Below are 16,782 nucleotides of genomic sequence, written 5' to 3' on the forward strand. Positions count from 1 at the left end.
TGTCTTTGTTCAGTTTTCAATGAGCTTCGCTGCCATAAGTGACAACTTCTATATAATAGCATGGGTTAGACTTTTTGTCAAACCTTTTTAAAAAGTTTTTTTAAACTTTTTTTCTTTCGTTTCGGTCGTTTGTGACGACAAGAAATAATATAACATGAGTTGTTTGTTAATGTCAAATACTTTTCAAAGTTTTTTATTTTTAGCAACTCAAGATGCATTGCTCTTCGTTCGTGACGACAAGAATTAATATAGCATGGGTTGTTAGCTTAAGTCAATAGCTTTTTTAACTTTTTCTAAATTTTTTGTGAATTCTTTTTTGTTCTTCAATTTTATCAATAACCTCTGATGAATAAAAATCATTTGAGACGATCTATAGTCCGACCATCTCAAATGTTTTAACTTTTATTATCGATTGATAATTCTATATTCTTTGACTAAGTTCCTTTGTTAATTCTTCATAACCATCTTTACCAAGTAAGGCAAACATATTACGTTTATAGGCTTCGACTCCCGGCTGATCAAATGGGTTGACACCATTAAGGTATCCAGAAATAGCGACTGCCATTTCAAAGAAATAAATCATTTGACCGAGGCTTTCTTCATTCATTGCTGGAATGTTAATAATAAGATTAGGTACCTCTCCGTCCGTATGGGCAATCATAGTTCCTTGATAAGCCATTTGGTTAACGGTTGACATTTTTTCTCCCTCTAAATATGAAAGACCGTCAACGTCTTCTTCTAATTGAGGGATTGTTAAATCTTTCCTAACTTTTTGGAAGTTTAATACCGTCTCAAATATATTTCGTTGGCCATCTTGAATAATTTGACCAATTGAATGTAGGTCTGTTGAAAAGTTAGCTGAACATGGGAAAATTCCTTTATGATCTTTTCCTTCAGACTCGCCAAATAACTGTTTCCACCATTCACCGAAAGCTTGTAAAGCTGGTTCATAGTTGATTAACAATTCATTGACCTTTCCTTTGCGATAGAAAATATTTCTTATAACAGCATACTGCATGGCTTGATTTTTTGCTAAATCCTCATTTAGATAAAGCTCTCTAGCAATTTTTGCCCCTTCAATCAGCCTTTCTATGCTTGCACCACTTACAGCAATCGGAAGCAAGCCCACTGGTGTTAAAACCGAGAAGCGCCCACCGATACCATCTGGGATTACAAAAGACTCATAATTATTTTGTTGGGCTTCTTTTTTTAATGCTCCTTTAGCTTGATCGGTTGTCGCATAAATTCTTTGATAAGCTTCTTTTTTTCCATATTTTTTGATTAGTTTTTCTTTTAAAACCCGAAAAGCAATTGCTGGTTCCGTAGTTGTTCCTGATTTAGAGATGATATTAATAGAGAAATCACGCTCTCCAATTACTTCTATTAAATCATTCAAGTAAGTGGATGATATGTTGTTACCAGCAAAAAGTATTTGAGGCAAACTTTTGCTTGGAGCCATCATATTATAAAAAGTATGGTTTAAAAAATCTATGGCTGCTTTAGCTCCTAAATAGGATCCGCCTATGCCGATTACTACTAATACTTCCGAGTTCTTTTGAATTTTTTGAGCTACTCCTTTAATTCGCTCTATTTCGGATTGGGGGAAATCAAGTGGCCAATCAATCCAATCCGTAAATTCAGAACCTGCCCCTGTTTTTTCTTTAAGTTCACGTAAAGAGGATTCTGCGAACCCACTTAAGTGCTCCATTTCTTTTTCTTGAAAAAAGTTCAAAGCCTTCGAATAATCAAAGCTAATTGTTTCCATTTATAAACCTCCTAAACTTCTATCTTGGTATTAAACTCATTTTCTTCAATAGAATGCATTGCCTGATCAATCCATTGTGGCATCTTATCTGCTATGGTCTTAAATCCTATGTCTGGTAAATTCCGTCTTTTTTTTCTTCGATTTCTAACAGGAAACAATGGGGTGTTAATTTTATCTAGTGCTCGCATGGATAAAGAAATTTTCTTACTGTATTCATCAATATCAATTACAACTACTTTAACTTTTTCTCCAATATTAATGAATTCATCTAAAGCCCCTACATATCCATGTTTACATTCGGAAATATGCACTAGACCCTGTTCTTCATCAGAAAGCTTTATAAAAATACCATAGTTCTGGATACCGGTTACTTCTCCTTCAATAATATCTCCTATTTTAAACTTCATATCGATTACCGTACTTTCTCACTTATTTAGAAACGGTAACGGATTCAATCATCACATCTTCAACCGGTTTGTCTTGAGGCCCTGTTGTAACATTTTGGATAGCTAAAACATTCTCCATACCTCCAACGACTTGACCAAAGACAGTATGGCGTTGATCCAACCAAGGGGTTCCTCCTTTTTCTTCATAAGCCTTCACAACTTCATCAGGGAACCCTAAGTCTTTTAACTGTTGGAGCATATCAGCCGGTACATTTGGTGCAGTTACAATAAAAAATTGACTGCCATTTGTATTTGGTCCTGCATTAGCCATTGAAAGAGCTCCATAAAAGTTAAAAAGATGCATTGAAAATTCATCTTCAAAACTTTCTCCCCATTTGCTTTCACCACCCATGCCTGTTCCTGTTGGGTCTCCTCCTTGGATCATAAAATCTTTAATAACTCTATGAAAAATCACGCCATCATAGTAGCCTTCTTCAGCTAAAGTAATGAAGTTTTCGACTGTCCTGGGTGCTTGTTCTTTAAATAATGCTAATTCAATGTCACCCTTATTAGTATGTAAAACAACTTGACTTTGTATTTCCTCTGTCTTTAATTGTGGAAAATTATTCATTTTATCGCTCCTTATATCTATTTTCTCTATTATTTTACTCGAAAAAAAACTAAATTTATAGTTAAAGGGTCTTATTTTTGTTAAGATAGTTAGTGTTAAAAATAAAAAGAAGGATAAGGATGCTATGAATTACCCATTAATTGCTGCTTTTACCGCCATTTTTTTCGCGCAAATGATTAAATATCCAATTGCCTATTATTCAAAGCGAAGTCCTAAATTAGATATAATCACTTCTACTGGTGGCATGCCCTCATCGCATTCGGCTGCCGTCGCAAGTTTAATTGCCAGTCTTATATTTGAATACGGTTTTGCTTCAGCACACGTAGCCATAGCAACTGTATTCGGTGTTATTATCATGTTCGATTCTATGGGGGTCAGACGTCAAAGTGGTGAACAAGGCCTTGTAATTGATGCTATCGTTAAACGTCTCTCTCAATCAAATTATGAGGATATAAATGTTCAATCAATTAAAGAAAAACTAGAAGACTCTGAATTTGAAACTGAAATTATTGATAATTATCAAGACCTTATAGTTACTAAATACCTTGGACATAAACCAACAGAAGTATTTGCAGGTATTATTACAGGCGGATTTGTGGCAGTAGTCATGCGCTTAGTATTCCTTGCGTTTTTTTATTAGAAAGGCAGAAATTATGGAAAATATTTATGATATAACAATTATCGGTGCAGGCCCTGTAGGCCTTTATACCGCTTTCTTCGCTCATATGCGAAACGCAAAAGTAAAAATTATTGAGTCACTTGAGGAGGTGGGGGGGCAACCAAATCATCTTTATGGTGAAAAGTTGATTTTCGATATTCCTGCCTATCCTTCGATTAAGGGGAATATTTTGAGTCAAAAACTATTTGAACAGGTCAATCATTTTAAACCAGATATTTCTTTGGGAGAAGAAGTCTTAAATCTCTCTCCCAGAGAAGATGGCATCTATACAATTCAAACTAGTAAAGAAATTTATTACTCAAAGACCGTTATCATTGCAGCAGGTAATGGAGCTTTTCAACCCCGAAAGCTTGGAATGGATAATGCGAATCATTTCGAAAATCATTCCTTACATTATATTGTTAAAAAACCTGAACATTTTAAGCATCAGAGGATAGCAGTATGTGGAGGAGGAGACTCTGCAGTTGATTGGGCACTCACCCTAGAACCAATTGCTAAAGAAGTCTATTTAATACACCGACGTGAAAACTTTCGAGCTTTAGAAAGCTCAGTATCCAAATTACATGCCTCGTCTGTTAAAATTCTAACCCCCTATAAAATTTTAACCTTAGAGGGTAAAAATCACCAGCTCGAATCACTCAAGCTTCAGCAGGTGAAATCAAAAAAAATAGTAGCACTTTGCCTCGATCAATTAATTGTCAATTATGGCTTTTCTAATTCTTTAGGCCATATAAAAGATTGGGGACTCAAGCTTTCTCGCAACCAAATCAAAGTTTCATCATTAATGGAAACTAATTTGCCTGGTGTTTTCGCTGTTGGGGATATTGCTGACTATCCTGGTAAGGTAAAGATCATTGCAGCTGGATTTGGGGAAGCCTTATTAGCTGTTAATCAAGCCTTACACTTCATCGATCCTAATTATCGACCGTCGCCCTTACATTCATCAACTATTTTTGAAGGAGAATTCAATGACTAAAGATTATATTCACTTAAAACACCTAGAATCCAGATCCTATGAATTGCTAGCTGAAAGAGGTGTTAGCATCGAAGAAATCGCTAAAATCGTCTACGATTTACAAAATACTTATGTTGAGACTTTAACTTTGCAAGACTGCATTGATAATTTACATGCTGTGATGCAAAAACGAGAAGTTCAAAATGCTATTATAACTGGAATTGAATTAGATATTGCTGCTGAAAAAGGACTTTTGTCTCCACTTCTATGTGACTTATTAATGCGTGATGAGAGCCTCTATGGAATAGATGAAATTCTGACTCTATCAATCGTCAATGTTTATGGATCAATCGGTCTTACTAATTTCGGTTATTTAGATAAGCTTAAACCGGGCATTATTGGTAAACTAAATGATGAAAAAGATCAGCGGTGCAATACATTTATTGATGACATCGTGGGTGCCTTAGCCGCTGCCGCTGCAAGTCGAATTGCGCACGCACAACCACAAACTGATGAAATTTCCGTTCCTCCAAAAAAACCAAGTCATTTATAAGCTAAAAAAAGATAAGCTCAGCAGCTGAGCTTATCTTTTTTATATTTTCTTTTTAATAAACAAATAAATAATTCCTAACAATAATTCATATAGCATAACGACAACAATTAGTAATAGAAAGAAGTAACTATCTGGAAGCACATTAATGACAGGATCTGTTAAAGGATCAAACAGCCATAAATCATTTTTAAAGAAAATTTGGTGAAAAAGAATAAAGATTTTATCAAAAGCGATAACTGCTAGAAATAATAAACCAATTGGCAACATGTAACTTAGCATCATATATATCTTAAGATAGGGATTACGTCTCCTCTGCTTGCGAATATTTATCAAAACAATCGCTAAAACAAAAATTAAAAACAAAGCTGCCATCATGGTTAGCTGGATTAAAACTTTAACTTCAGCAAAATGCTGAATCCCTCCGTCAGAAGAGGCAAAATCAGGCAATAGCATTTGACTTTCCATCGGATGGGTTAAGAAATCAACAATTGTTTGATAATTTTGATTTAATTGCTCACTCGTTAATCCAACTGTTTCATGCAATTTAAAATATTGATTAAAGATTCTATAAATAACTGGCGATAGAAAAACGGTCAATGAGATTGCCCCAGTTAAGGATGCTAGGCAAAATAAGCAAACTCTGGCAAAATTTTTAATGTGGTCAGTCAAACTATGGATCCTCGCTTTCTAATAAAGGCTAGTTGGGGCGTTTTTTTATAACGAAATCCTTCTTATGATTGATTCTGTTTGTCGGCTTATTCATCTTATTAGACCCGACAGTCAAATTGTTTTTACTTTCAGATTTACTTAGTGAGTGGCTTTTTTCATTTCTTCTCTTAATTTTAGGGGTAACAGTCTTAGAACGATGGCCGAGATTTTGAATTTTTCGATTCGTTCTTTTTTGATAGCTACGTCCCCGTGTGTTTTTATTTGAAGTTCTTGGATAAAGTGTCTTACTTTGAATGTTATTTATCTTGCCCGCCCTCAATCGATCTAATAAATGAGGATATTCAGCGATAGAGCTTTTTTTCCCAATAACAAAATACTTGGCGCCAAAATTACAATATTCATTGATATAATCCTCTAACGTTTCAATACGTTGATCGAAAGCCACTTTGGGTGTTCCGATTTGATAAAACCCTCTTAAGCGAAGCTGATTAAAAGCCCAATCACCAACAATATAATCATACTTAGCGAAGAGGTCTTGATAGCGATTATAGAAGGCTTCAAAGTCAAAAGCTTCTTGATGATTAATAATCAAATCGTATTCTTCGTCTTCAATCATTAAGGAACTGTCATTTAAAAATTTAATGTTTTTAATAACATCTTCATTTAATTCATCGCCCGTTAGGTCATCCAATAGTCGATCTATTTGTTTGTTAATTTTTAACTCTTTTGTTGAATCTGTCATAATTTACTCCTGTTCTAAAGGGAATTCTCCCTGAAAATAATCACTGATAATATGTCTTAAAATTAAGAAAGATAATCGTTAGTTTATCGTATTTCATTATAAACGGTAAAAAGGAAGATAGACACAGTCATCTAGACTGGCTAGACAATACATTTGTTCATTGTCTAGCATTTCATAATCTATTAGCCATCGATTAATCCATCGTTCATAGAAACACCTTTAAAGAACATTGTAGCAAAAAATATACTTCCAAATCCATTGCCAAAGAGTCCCCTACTTGCTAATGTAAACTTTTGATGATTTATTTATTTGGAAAGAAATCTTAATAGCTACCGCTTTGCTCAATACGCTTTCTTTGGTATTGATATAAACTACTCTGATATATCGCTTTTTCAGCTATCAATGCTATTTTATTAATAGATAAAACATGCAATTTAATTAACTATCCTTCTGCAGTTACATTTTTAACTCGTTATAAAAAGACCTCCTCTTAATAACAAAAGGAGGTTTTAAATGGACTATTTAAAAATACCTAAAAGTATATAAGCGACAATTAAGAATATTACACCAAATATAAGGTAAGTCATCCATTCTTTTTTTAGACGCGGAATTGGTTTTGCAATCACATAACCGGCAGCTAAGACTATCATAACAACCATGATAAGCACTGAAAAGACAGTTGCTGGTATAAGATAACTAAGTAAATAAAGTATCGGTAAGACAATAGCTACTGAAATTAAGGGAAGACCCAAATAGAAATTCTCTTCATCTATTTGATAAGCTTGAAATTCCAAGGGACGGTTAAAATGTGCTAAACGAATGGCTACAGCAGTTAAGTAGGCTGCAATAGTAATCATACCTAATATTCCACCTTGAGTAGCTGTTAATAATAATCCAATTGGAATCAAACCAAAGGATAGAAAATCAGCTATAACCTCTAACTCTGTGGAAAAAGCTAGTTGTGCATCTGTTTGGTCAAATTGCTCAGAAATATCAATTGAATACTCATTAAGAATGGCTCCTATCATCATAGATATTAAACCATACTCAATTGCCCCTATATAGGCAAAGCCTAATCCTACAATCGAAAAAACTATTTGAACTAAGACGATTAAATTGGACCGATGTAGATCTCCTAACATAATCTTTCCTCCTCACATGAAATGTATGTCAACTCCTATTTTACCGATAATATGCTGTTTTTAGCAAGTGTTAAAATTAAACTTTCAATAAATTGAAACTGATTCTGAAATTAGTTATACTACTGATAATTAATTGACCATAATTGGGGGAAATATTATGCAGTGGAAAATAGTAACTGACTCTGGCGCGAGTATTCGTTCTGTCAAAGATATCAACGAGGAAATAGAGTTTGAAGTTGTTTCTTTAATACTGAATATCGATGAGCATACATATAAAGATAACAATCAAATGGATACCCAAACTCTAGTTAATAAAATGGAAAGTGGCCAACAGACTGGAACTGCTTGTCCAAGCCCTGAAAGTTATGCACAAACATTTGAGTCCAATCAAAATGTTTTATGTTTCACTTTATCTTCAGGTGTTTCAGGCTCTTACAATGCTGCTTGTTTAGGAAGAGAGTTAGCCTTAGAGAAAAGTCCTGATGCTAATATTAAAATCATCGACAGTCGATCGGCTGGAGCTGAAATCGACCTACTTATTACTCTTGCTGCAAGTATCATTAAAGAAGAGACTGATTTTGATTCGGTAGTGGCAAGAATTGAAAAAGAACATTTAAATACAAATGTCAATTTTTTGTTAGAATCTGTTGATAATCTAGTAAAAAATGGCCGAATATCTAAAATTGTTGGAAACATGATTGGATTACTAAATATACGTTTAATCGGAAAAAGAAGTTCTGAGGGTACGATTGAACTTGCTCAAAAAGCTAGAGGCCATCAAAAAGCAATGAAAAAACTTTGGGCAGAAATAAAAAGCAAGGGATTTAATGGAGGGAAAATATTTATTAACCATGTCCTAAACCCGGAAGCGAGCCAAGAACTTCAGTCAATGATTCTTGCAGAATTTCCACATGCAGAAATTAATATTTTACCTTCTTCTGGCTTATGCACTTTCTATGCTCAAAGAAATGGTCTAATTGTTGGCTACCAAACCAAATAATTCAAACAAAGAAGGCTGCCTTAAGGGATGTTTAAGGCAGCCTTCTTTGTTTACTATATATTTTTATTAATAAAGTGAAGGATTTGACTCACTATCTTTCTCACTTGATCATCATGTCCTAAAAGAATCTCGTGCTCACTTGAAGGTACAAGGAAGTTTAATGAATTTGGAAGACAATTATAAAAATGGAAGATACCCTCTTTTTTTACAATCTTATCACTAGCTGCTCGGAAGATGAGACTTGGAAAAGTCATTTTCTTGATTTCTTTTTCTTGATGGATAGTTTGCAAAGCATCTAAAGATGCCTTCAACCAGTTAATAGAGCCTGACTTGGTAGGATAAAGATGAAGTTTTTTATTGAGTTCAAAAAAGAAGCGCCCTCTTACTTCAGAATTGGACAGCTGATTGGGTGTTCTGAAAACTAAATGGTCATCTATTCCTCCATTTGAATCTTCAGGTAAATAATTCTTACCCCGGCCGATTTTTTGCATCAAGCTAGCGCTCATATGCGCCAATTCCATTGGCATTCCCTTAGTATCAATCGCAAGCATTGGGGAGGATAAAATAAGACCATCTACTAAATCTGGCCATAATTGAGCAAAGCGAGAACTGACAGCCCCACCCATTGAGTGTCCAAATATAAAGAGAGGCTGTTCTTCTCCACCCAGTTCTTTAACCCTTTTTACTAGGCATTTTAAATCATTGATATAAACGTTAAAATCTATAATATCAATTTGGGTTTGGTTAGGTGATAATTTAGATTCCCCATGTCCTCGTGCATCATAAGTCAGTACTTGAATTCCTGATTGTAATAAATAATATACTAATTCTCGATATTTTTCTTTAAATTCATTAAAACCATGGACAATAAGGCAAGTTGCTTTGGCTGTTTCTAAAGCATAGAAGTCATAAGCTAAGTGATAAGCCCCTTGGTTAATTGATCCCTCTTGTCTTAAATTATCGATAAATGGGCTGAGTTTTTCATCCCAATTCTTCTCATATTCTTCTTCTTGCAACCAATCCATGGAATTTTCAATTTCAGCTAATTCAAGCAATCTTTCAGCATGACTAATCTTAGGAAGTGGATGCTTAAAATTTTGATGTAATTGAGAAGCTAGAGAAATACTTGCTAATGCAAGAGACCATCTAAGGTAATTGTTACTTTTCATATTATCCTCCCTATTTAAAGTTTCTGTGTGTCAAAGTTTAATACCACAACAATCCGCACATAGGACGAATCATCTAGACGAAAATCACTGGCTGAAGCTTTAGCAGATATAAATACCGACCGCATGTCAGAAAAATCTTCATTTTGTTCGAAAAAAGCTTTGGCTAAATATTGAGCGAATACTGCTTCATCTTTAGACCAAGTATCTAAATGAATATCATCAGACGAAATAAAAACCTCATATAAGTTTTCGCCAATCCGATATTGATTATTTTCAATCTCGTAAAAACGCTCGCGGAAATTTAGTCCCTCTGTAGTTTTAGAATCTAAATATACATAATTGTCTAACTCATCGAGTCTAAGTAGATTCCCATTTGACAAATATGGTGCTAGATAGACTGTTTGTTGTGGGAAATAAACTCTGTTAATTGCTTCTATAAATGACCTGTTTAGCTGACTTATATCTAACTGATTATTAAAAGAGTCTGCCATTTGCTGGCCTTTGATAAATCGAGGATGTGCTAAAACTGCTTGTGGATATTGGATGGGTTGTTTATTCCCCGGGTACGACTGAATCTGATTGATTATATCGGGAGAGTCTTCATCTGGAACTTTTTCAATTCCAATCAGTTCCTTAGATATTTTACTGAGTCTTTGATAAGTGGATAAACCTTCTTGAGACAAAGCTTGATCGATCATTTCTTCATGAAAGTGATAGATGGTGCTTAGTCCAAGTATTATAAATAAGAGTTTAAAATAAAAAGATAGAGGAAAATATTTTTTCACTCGATTCGCCTAGCTTTCTTTTTCAAAATTTGGTTTACGAATTAATAAAGGATCAACTATATGGTAACCTTGCTCACGATAACCGTCTACCATCCTCGAGATAGCACCATTAGTCCATGGACGATCATGCATAAGAATGTTTGCTCCTGCCCTTAAATAATCATTATTTAAAGACACTTCTAATAAAGCTTCGCTTTCTAAATACTCATCCATCCAATCATATCCAAAATTCCAAGTCATTAATTGCATTTCTAGTTCTTGGCATATCTGATAGGTATCCATGTTAAACAAACCAAAAGGCGGGCGGAACCATCTTGGTTTTTCTCCTGTAATTTCTTCAACCAAATCACTTGTTTGTTTAATTTCTTGATACTGCTGGTCGTAGGTCATTTCTTTTAAGTTAGGATGATGCTGAGTATGATTACCGATTTCGAATCCCATATCATAAATTTGCTTGGTAATCTTTCTCCCCTTTTCCTCTGTTAAGAACATACCATTCACTAAGAAAATAGCATTTACATCCTTAGCTTTTAATTGTTGGGCAATTTCAAGTGCATAGGAATTCGGTCTTTGAGGCGCATCATCAAAGGTAAATAAAAGAACTTTATGATCACTACTATCGTATAAAGGAAATATTTCCGAAGAAATATCAGGGTTTTCTTGCATATAGTAGGCATAGCCATCCTCATCGACTTCCGCATAGTTAGAATAATCTGTCCAAGCTTGACGAGTACCATCCTTTTTTAAAGAACTTTCTTTAGTGGAATCTTCATCGTAAGTACTCTCTAGTATTTCTAATTCATCAAGCTGTACTTGTTTTGATTCTGTTTCTTCGTTTAAAGGCGCCTTTTGACAAGCGGATAAACAAAATAATAAAAGAATTAAAGCCGAGAATTTCATCAATAATTTGTCCTTTCTAAATCCGATTTGCCTTTTTAGTTTATCATAGAAAGAATTAAAGTTAAAAGCAAGACTATCCTAATACAAGCTACATTTAACAAAAAAGTCCCTAACTCACTAAAAGAGTTAGGGGATCAAGCAGGCTATTCATAGCGAGTTAACTTTTGTAATAAGCGTTTCATTTCGAGCACTTCATCTGTAGTGAATTCTTCAAAAACTTCTAACAAATGTTTACGGTGCTCAGGATAAATCTCATCCATCAACTTAGTACCTTCTGCTGTAATTTCAGCAAAAGTTACACGACGGTCATTTAAATCTGGCTTTCGTTCCACATAACCCTTATTACACAACTTATCAATCACGTAAGTGGTTGAAGAGGAAGCAATTAAAATTCGATTCCCAATTTGTTGAATTGGTTGAGGGCCACGATTATATAATAATTCTAATACAGCAAACTCCGTCACATTCATATCTGAATGATTCGCATCTTTTTTCACCAATTTCTCAAAGTAGGCATGTGCTCTCATCATACCAATATATGTTTTTAAAACTTCTGTATCTCGATCTAACATCTACTCTCACCTTCTTATCTTAAAATTTTTAATCTCGAAAGCGAAATAATTATATCTTATCTATTAAAATTAGTCAATCCATTCCAATAAAAATCTAAAAAAATTTGTTAAACGTAAATGATAATGTCTCAAGAGAACACAAATCAAAATGTCCCACTTCTGAGTTATACTTCCTTCAGGGGGTTAGATGGGGAGTTATTTAATAATGTTCGAACAAAGAAAATATGCCGTCATTCAATCGGTTGCACAGGGCCGAAAATCAAAAGCCAGAGCCCAGGTGGAGCTCGGTTTAACACGTCGCTCAATTAGTCGACGACTAACTGTCTATAAAACCGATGGTAAATTAGGCTTTCAACATGGAAATGAAGTGATTGGCTTTGCTTACCTTAGTGGTTTTTATAAAGCCTTTTTGCCTCAGGCTACTTTACTTTCAATCTAGACAGCTGAAGGTTGTCCAGTAAAGGGGGGCGGTCATGAACTTTATACGGTGATAGTGTTGATGCTCTCTCAAACTAATATCGAATACATCATTTCTACCATTGTCGCTGATAATTATCGCTCTCTAAGCTTTCATGAAAAAGAAGGCTTTAAACCTATGCTTACTTTCCCAAAATTAGTGCGCAAAGCTGAACGCTTTATTGATGTGATTTGGATGCGAAAAGCTATAAGAGCTGTTTCACCAAACCATTCAATATCCAGCAGTTGAATTCGACTTTGAAAGAGACCAATTAATTACTGATTAATTATATCACTACACAGTCAAATAAATAGCAGGTTTGTTGAAGTTTCATTTTAAACTCCATTATAAACCTGCATTTATTTTTGAAAAACTATTCGGGATAAGTAAAGCTTAAATCAGTCACTTTTTCAAGATTTTTTACATATCGCTTTGCTTGATATTTAGCCATTGGTAGGTTTTGATCGAGATAATTTCCACAATCTCTGGCAGTAGCACCAGGTATCTCCCCTTCAAAGTCTGCTGTAAATTTAAAGGTTTCTTTAATTAAATTCAAAACTTCTAGCCCTTCTAAGGCGTCCGTTAAAATTAAATAGAAGCCCGTACGACAGCCCATTGGTCCAAAATAAATGACTTCCTTTTTATATTTTTCGTGATTACGTAAAAAAGTTGCTGCTAAATGCTCAATTGTATGTATTTCTGCTGTATTCATTACGGGTTCAGCATTTGGTGCTGTGAAACGTAAGTCATAGGTATGTAGTTTTCTTCCACCAATCTCATCTGTTCGAGACAAGTAGATACCGGGTTTTAAGATTAAATGATTGATGGTAAAACTTGGTATTTTTTCCAATAGAATTCCTCCTTTATATTGCTTCCAATGTAACGAAAGAAGAATTATCTGTCAATTTTTAGTTAAATAAAAAGTATATTAGAATAAAATGGATGATTAAACGCAAAAGATGATGGCTTATATTAGCTTGTCGACTACTTACCAATCGATCGCGATAGAGCGTAATGGAAAGGGCTAGTAACAAGATAGAAATAGCAATGTCTAAAGGTTTCAAGCTTGACCATAAATTCATTAGGGTCAAAAGAAATAGCAAATCAATAACAGTCAATGTTATCTTTGAAATATTGAGCTCATTTTTTATTCCTAAAATGCCAGTTATAAACACAATAGATGCATAGATAAAGACTATTATGTTCATCACAAACCTCCCTTTACTTCAATTTTTTAAAATATATCATATATCGCTAATATAGTAAATGTGTATTTCTAATCTGTATATTTAAGTTCTCCTTGTTTATTGCTGTTCTAATTGACCAGCCATAAAAAGGTAAGTATGAAATTTCGATAGCACCGACATCTTGTGTATCTAAATAATTAAGGTGTCTTTTTTCTAATTTTTCAATTGTTTCACTATGAGGATGATTATAAGGATTGTCCTTCCCAGATGATATGAGCGCTAATTCTGGTTGCAGTTGGTCTAATAGATCTTCACTAGTAGAAGTTTTACTACCATGATGACCAATTTTTAAAACGTCTACTTTTTCACTTGAAAAAACTTGTAACAAAGATTTTTCTAGCTCAATTGGTAGATCTGCCATATTAAGAAATTTTTTATCGTCTATTACAAAAGAAGTGATTAACGAAGAAGCATTACTAAAATCATCTTTAAGACTCGCAGGCATATCCAAACAAATTATCTCAATTTGATTGCCTCCTACCCTCACCTTAGTTCCCGGATTTAAGATGTGATGCTGGGTCTGATTAGGAATTTTATTTGCCATGGTTTGCCATATTGCTGACTCTTTAGTGAATTTTGAATAATACAAATGTTTTATTTCAATCTCTTGGATAAGTGTTATCAAATTACCAAGGTGGTCGATATCTGGATGAGTGATAATGACGCCTTCCAAACTAGCAATTCCTTGTGATTTTAAAGCTGGAATGACATTTTTTAAAGCAAATTGAGTATCCAATTTATTTTTCTCCTGGTAGCTAGCCATCTTCCCTCCGGTATCAACTAACCAAGCCTCTTTTGAAAAAGCCTTTTTATAGAGTAAAGCATCTCCTTGCCCTACATCTAAAACGATGATTCGCTCACGTGGATCAAGATAAGGATAAAATAATATTCCGATTGAATAACCGATAATTAAAGATTGCCAAGCTAATTTTGGGTTGCTTTTTAAATAATAAAACCAAATAATAGCTATACCAAGTAAAAAGATTGGTAAGAAAAAGTTTCCGTTTCCTAATAAGATTGTCCCGCTTTCTATAACAGAATGAAGCGAAAGGAATTCCCACATTCTTTGGAAGACATTAGATAGATAAGTAATGAACTTTAATAAAGCTGGATAGTACTGACTAACATATAATAAAATTGAAAAAGAGAACATGCTTGGCAAAATCCATCTTTCGAATATAGGCGTAAATAAAAGCACGACTGCTAGCTGTAAAAAATTAATGGTATAAGTACTTGAGAGTAAAAGGGGCCATGAAAATAAGAAACAAAATAAAGTTAGTTCACTTTTTTCTTGCCAAGTAGTTGAAAGGCTATCGACTATACTTCCTTGATAAAAATAAATCAGATACGACATTATGAATGATAAAAGAAAGGCTAAACTTTTTATATTGAAGGGATTAATAATTAGGAGGGTTATATAAATTACTGACAAAACATCTAAAGAAGAAAGTGGCCAATCAAACCTTTTGCGTAAATCATTAATTATAATAACCGACATAGAACGGATAACACCTATAGGCCAAGCTACTAACCATGCAAAAAAGGTTAAAAGTATAAAATTGATTTTTTTACTTACTAGAGGAGAAATACCTATTCTTAATAAGATAGTATTGAGAACTCTTCGGAGATAGTTGACATGAAAACCTGAGATTGAGAAAAAGTGTAAAATTCCTAAAGTCATAAAGGCCTGTTTATAATCTTGATAAACTGTGGAATTTAAATTGTAGAGTAATTTATTATGAATACTAACTAAAGGAATCTGACCACATTTTCTTATATAATGTGTTAACCTTGCTCTAACATTAGCAAGTAATACTAAGGGGTGGTTGATTAAATTAGATTGATTCAATGAAATTTTTTTAATTTTCTTTACCTCCACCCCCCAAGCTATGCCTTTTCTTTTTAAGTAACTTTGATAGTTAAAAAGATCAAAATTGCGATTAAGCTCTACTTGCTTAATTTCGCCTTCTATTTCTAAACGATAGGAGCTAAGGGTTAAGTCAGGTAAATTTTCTTGCAAAGCTTCCTCATTCCAATAGGTCACTGTCACAGGGAAAGTTGTATCATTTTCGATAATTAAGAAGACTTCACCATAAAAAGTATTTTCACTTTGTTGGATTTGGTTTGGATTGATAGTTATAGTGGCTTCAATTTTTTCTTGGTCATTAAGCATAGAAAGTTGTTCTTGTAACTTGTTTTCTAAAAACCGATGCCTTACGAACACTAACAATAAAAAAAAGACAGCTAAAATGATTACGGCCTTATTATCACACTTAATAATTCGTATAAGGCTTAAACAAAATAGAATGAAGAAAGACAAGGTGGAATGTATAAGAAACAATAAAAACAAACTAATTAGCATAGCAATTAAAGTCCAGTGATAACGACAACTTGTCAATTTATTCATTGCTGAAGCCCTACTGTAATAAGGTCTTTTAATCCTTCAAAGGTTTTTGGACCGATGCCTGAAACTTGTAAAATATCTTCAGTGGCTTGAAAAGAACCATGGTCCTGGCGATACTGAATGATTTTTTGAGCTTTAGAAGGACCGATTTGTGGCAAAGTTTCTAATTCTGCTTGATCTGCTGTATTAATATTAATGAGTGTTTGCCTCTCCTCTTTATTAGAAGATCCTACCAACATTAACTCCTGGTTTAAGGCCGATGTTTTCTGCTGTGATTGCTCGTTTATGATTAGGGTATCCCATTCCGACTGACTATATACTGTAACCATCATCTGATCTTCTAACAGTAACGCTAAATTTAAGCTGTCTTGTGCCGCATCTTCAGTAAAACCTCCAGCCTTATCGATTAAATCAATTAAACGTGATCCTTGCTGTAATTGATAAACTCCTGGTTTCATAACCGCTCCCTTCAAATCTACATAAAGTTGTTTTAATACAGTGGTCTCATTTTCTTGACTGGTCATTTCCAATACTAGTGAATGCTCTTCTGCTTGTAAATCAACAGTATCCCTTAATAAATTGTTTTGATTTAGCATCATAAAAACACATACACAAGCAACTAATATCAATAAAAATGGCTTATTTCTAATTTTTGCATAAACAGACGCTTTTTGACTTTCTTCAAAATAAGACTTCATGACTTTCCTCCTCACTTGACAATCTTAA

Annotated in this window: 19 protein-coding genes and 1 pseudogene; 6 read left to right on the plus strand and 14 right to left on the minus strand. The window is 34.0% G+C overall.

Features of this window, described 5'->3' with window-relative positions:
- Positions 1–421 precede the first annotated feature (421 nt).
- Genes ACQV2P_RS06365 through ACQV2P_RS06375 form a run of 3 tightly spaced genes read right to left on the minus strand, consistent with a single transcriptional unit; the run spans position 422 to position 2,782 of the window.
- Positions 422–1,765 (minus strand): glucose-6-phosphate isomerase, encoded by a 1,344-nt coding sequence (locus tag ACQV2P_RS06365; RefSeq protein ID WP_428874507.1) that lies wholly within the window; start codon positions 1,763–1,765, stop codon positions 422–424.
- An 11-nt stretch (positions 1,766–1,776) separates the two neighbouring features.
- Positions 1,777–2,172 carry a CvfD/Ygs/GSP13 family RNA-binding post-transcriptional regulator gene (locus ACQV2P_RS06370; protein WP_428874509.1) on the minus strand — a complete coding sequence of 132 codons (396 nt, stop codon included), beginning with the start codon at positions 2,170–2,172 and terminating at the stop codon, positions 1,777–1,779.
- A 22-nt stretch (positions 2,173–2,194) separates the two neighbouring features.
- The gene (locus tag ACQV2P_RS06375) at positions 2,195–2,782 is read right to left on the minus strand and encodes a peptidylprolyl isomerase (RefSeq protein ID WP_428874510.1); all 588 of its coding nucleotides are present in this window, start codon (positions 2,780–2,782) and stop codon (positions 2,195–2,197) included.
- A 124-nt stretch (positions 2,783–2,906) separates the two neighbouring features.
- On the opposite strand from ACQV2P_RS06375, the gene ACQV2P_RS06380 reads away from it, so the two are divergent.
- The 3 genes from ACQV2P_RS06380 to ACQV2P_RS06390 are packed head-to-tail and all read left to right on the plus strand — an operon-like array spanning position 2,907 to position 4,969.
- Positions 2,907–3,422 carry a divergent PAP2 family protein gene (locus ACQV2P_RS06380; RefSeq protein ID WP_428874511.1) on the plus strand — a complete coding sequence of 172 codons (516 nt, stop codon included), beginning with the start codon at positions 2,907–2,909 and terminating at the stop codon, positions 3,420–3,422.
- Between the two features lie 13 nt (positions 3,423–3,435).
- Positions 3,436–4,437: an NAD(P)/FAD-dependent oxidoreductase gene (locus tag ACQV2P_RS06385; RefSeq protein ID WP_428874512.1), complete on the plus strand. Its 1,002-nt coding sequence runs from the start codon at positions 3,436–3,438 to the stop codon at positions 4,435–4,437.
- Positions 4,430–4,969, plus strand: a complete 540-nt coding sequence (locus tag ACQV2P_RS06390; RefSeq protein WP_428894421.1) for a phosphatidylglycerophosphatase A family protein — start codon at positions 4,430–4,432, stop codon at positions 4,967–4,969. Before ACQV2P_RS06385 ends, ACQV2P_RS06390 begins: the two co-directional genes overlap by 8 nt.
- A gap of 39 nt (positions 4,970–5,008) precedes the next feature.
- On the opposite strand, the gene ACQV2P_RS06395 is transcribed toward ACQV2P_RS06390, so the two are convergent.
- The 3 genes from ACQV2P_RS06395 to ACQV2P_RS06405 all read right to left on the minus strand — a co-directional run bounded on the left by ACQV2P_RS06395 (position 5,009) and on the right by ACQV2P_RS06405 (position 7,522).
- Positions 5,009–5,638: a TIGR01906 family membrane protein gene (locus ACQV2P_RS06395; protein ID WP_428882412.1), complete on the minus strand. Its 630-nt coding sequence runs from the start codon at positions 5,636–5,638 to the stop codon at positions 5,009–5,011.
- Between the two features lie 28 nt (positions 5,639–5,666).
- On the minus strand, positions 5,667–6,380 hold the full coding sequence (locus tag ACQV2P_RS06400; RefSeq protein WP_428874515.1) for a YutD family protein: 714 nt from the start codon (positions 6,378–6,380) through the stop codon (positions 5,667–5,669).
- Between the two features lie 518 nt (positions 6,381–6,898).
- Entirely contained in the window at positions 6,899–7,522 is a 624-nt protein-coding gene (locus ACQV2P_RS06405) for a hypothetical protein (RefSeq protein WP_428894773.1), read from the minus strand.
- Positions 7,523–7,679: 157 nt separating this feature from the next.
- Here ACQV2P_RS06405 and ACQV2P_RS06410 point away from each other — a divergent pair, with 157 nt between their 5' ends.
- Positions 7,680–8,522, plus strand: a complete 843-nt coding sequence (locus tag ACQV2P_RS06410) for a DegV family protein (RefSeq protein WP_428874518.1) — start codon at positions 7,680–7,682, stop codon at positions 8,520–8,522.
- 53 nt (positions 8,523–8,575) lie between these two features.
- Here ACQV2P_RS06410 and ACQV2P_RS06415 read toward each other — a convergent pair whose 3' ends face one another.
- The 4 genes from ACQV2P_RS06415 to ACQV2P_RS06430 all read right to left on the minus strand — a co-directional run bounded on the left by ACQV2P_RS06415 (position 8,576) and on the right by ACQV2P_RS06430 (position 11,948).
- Complete coding sequence (locus ACQV2P_RS06415) at positions 8,576–9,691, minus strand: alpha/beta fold hydrolase (protein WP_428894774.1); 1,116 nt, start codon at positions 9,689–9,691, stop codon at positions 8,576–8,578.
- Positions 9,692–9,705: 14 nt separating this feature from the next.
- The gene (locus ACQV2P_RS06420; protein ID WP_428894775.1) at positions 9,706–10,476 is read right to left on the minus strand and encodes a hypothetical protein; all 771 of its coding nucleotides are present in this window, start codon (positions 10,474–10,476) and stop codon (positions 9,706–9,708) included.
- 9 nt (positions 10,477–10,485) lie between these two features.
- Positions 10,486–11,376 carry a polysaccharide deacetylase family protein gene (locus tag ACQV2P_RS06425; RefSeq protein WP_428874521.1) on the minus strand — a complete coding sequence of 297 codons (891 nt, stop codon included), beginning with the start codon at positions 11,374–11,376 and terminating at the stop codon, positions 10,486–10,488.
- Between the two features lie 143 nt (positions 11,377–11,519).
- The gene (locus tag ACQV2P_RS06430) at positions 11,520–11,948 is read right to left on the minus strand and encodes a MarR family winged helix-turn-helix transcriptional regulator (RefSeq protein WP_428874522.1); all 429 of its coding nucleotides are present in this window, start codon (positions 11,946–11,948) and stop codon (positions 11,520–11,522) included.
- Between the two features lie 187 nt (positions 11,949–12,135).
- Here ACQV2P_RS06430 and ACQV2P_RS06435 point away from each other — a divergent pair, with 187 nt between their 5' ends.
- Complete coding sequence (locus ACQV2P_RS06435) at positions 12,136–12,387, plus strand: hypothetical protein (RefSeq protein WP_428874325.1); 252 nt, start codon at positions 12,136–12,138, stop codon at positions 12,385–12,387.
- Between the two features lie 36 nt (positions 12,388–12,423).
- Positions 12,424–12,654: pseudogene (locus ACQV2P_RS06440) on the plus strand (N-acetyltransferase family protein); the annotation flags it as partial.
- A gap of 124 nt (positions 12,655–12,778) precedes the next feature.
- On the opposite strand, the gene ACQV2P_RS06445 reads toward ACQV2P_RS06440, so the two are convergent.
- Genes ACQV2P_RS06445 through ACQV2P_RS06460 form a run of 4 tightly spaced genes read right to left on the minus strand, consistent with a single transcriptional unit; the run spans position 12,779 to position 16,754 of the window.
- Positions 12,779–13,255 carry an S-ribosylhomocysteine lyase gene (locus ACQV2P_RS06445; RefSeq protein WP_428875369.1) on the minus strand — a complete coding sequence of 159 codons (477 nt, stop codon included), beginning with the start codon at positions 13,253–13,255 and terminating at the stop codon, positions 12,779–12,781.
- A 58-nt stretch (positions 13,256–13,313) separates the two neighbouring features.
- A complete protein-coding gene (locus ACQV2P_RS06450; protein WP_428875368.1) occupies positions 13,314–13,613 on the minus strand; it encodes a hypothetical protein in 300 nt (99 codons plus the stop codon).
- A 46-nt stretch (positions 13,614–13,659) separates the two neighbouring features.
- Positions 13,660–16,059, minus strand: a complete 2,400-nt coding sequence (locus ACQV2P_RS06455; RefSeq protein WP_428894776.1) for a DNA internalization-related competence protein ComEC/Rec2 — start codon at positions 16,057–16,059, stop codon at positions 13,660–13,662.
- Positions 16,056–16,754, minus strand: coding sequence for a helix-hairpin-helix domain-containing protein (locus ACQV2P_RS06460; protein ID WP_428894777.1), 699 nt, complete (start codon positions 16,752–16,754; stop codon positions 16,056–16,058). Before ACQV2P_RS06460 ends, ACQV2P_RS06455 begins: the two co-directional genes overlap by 4 nt.
- Positions 16,755–16,782: the final 28 nt, after the last annotated feature.

It is taken from the genome of Facklamia sp. P12932, from assembly GCF_050409545.1.
Taxonomy (GTDB): Bacteria; Bacillota; Bacilli; order Lactobacillales; family Aerococcaceae; genus Facklamia.

Bases quoted from the DNA above. Each gene is read 5' to 3' on its own strand.
- ACQV2P_RS06365 (WP_428874507.1), bottom strand. From the start codon at position 1,765: ATGGAAACAATTAGCTTTGATTATTCGAAGGCTTTGAACTTTTTTCAA.
- ACQV2P_RS06370 (WP_428874509.1), bottom strand. From the start codon at position 2,172: ATGAAGTTTAAAATAGGAGATATTATTGAAGGAGAAGTAACCGGTATC.
- ACQV2P_RS06375 (WP_428874510.1), bottom strand. From the start codon at position 2,782: ATGAATAATTTTCCACAATTAAAGACAGAGGAAATACAAAGTCAAGTT.
- ACQV2P_RS06380 (WP_428874511.1), top strand. From the start codon at position 2,907: ATGAATTACCCATTAATTGCTGCTTTTACCGCCATTTTTTTCGCGCAA.
- ACQV2P_RS06385 (WP_428874512.1), top strand. From the start codon at position 3,436: ATGGAAAATATTTATGATATAACAATTATCGGTGCAGGCCCTGTAGGC.
- ACQV2P_RS06390 (WP_428894421.1), top strand. From the start codon at position 4,430: ATGACTAAAGATTATATTCACTTAAAACACCTAGAATCCAGATCCTAT.
- ACQV2P_RS06400 (WP_428874515.1), bottom strand. From the start codon at position 6,380: ATGACAGATTCAACAAAAGAGTTAAAAATTAACAAACAAATAGATCGA.
- ACQV2P_RS06405 (WP_428894773.1), bottom strand. From the start codon at position 7,522: ATGTTAGGAGATCTACATCGGTCCAATTTAATCGTCTTAGTTCAAATA.
- ACQV2P_RS06410 (WP_428874518.1), top strand. From the start codon at position 7,680: ATGCAGTGGAAAATAGTAACTGACTCTGGCGCGAGTATTCGTTCTGTC.
- ACQV2P_RS06415 (WP_428894774.1), bottom strand. From the start codon at position 9,691: ATGAAAAGTAACAATTACCTTAGATGGTCTCTTGCATTAGCAAGTATT.
- ACQV2P_RS06425 (WP_428874521.1), bottom strand. From the start codon at position 11,376: ATGAAATTCTCGGCTTTAATTCTTTTATTATTTTGTTTATCCGCTTGT.
- ACQV2P_RS06430 (WP_428874522.1), bottom strand. From the start codon at position 11,948: ATGTTAGATCGAGATACAGAAGTTTTAAAAACATATATTGGTATGATG.
- ACQV2P_RS06435 (WP_428874325.1), top strand. From the start codon at position 12,136: ATGGGGAGTTATTTAATAATGTTCGAACAAAGAAAATATGCCGTCATT.
- ACQV2P_RS06450 (WP_428875368.1), bottom strand. From the start codon at position 13,613: ATGAACATAATAGTCTTTATCTATGCATCTATTGTGTTTATAACTGGC.
- ACQV2P_RS06455 (WP_428894776.1), bottom strand. From the start codon at position 16,059: ATGAATAAATTGACAAGTTGTCGTTATCACTGGACTTTAATTGCTATG.
- ACQV2P_RS06460 (WP_428894777.1), bottom strand. From the start codon at position 16,754: ATGAAGTCTTATTTTGAAGAAAGTCAAAAAGCGTCTGTTTATGCAAAA.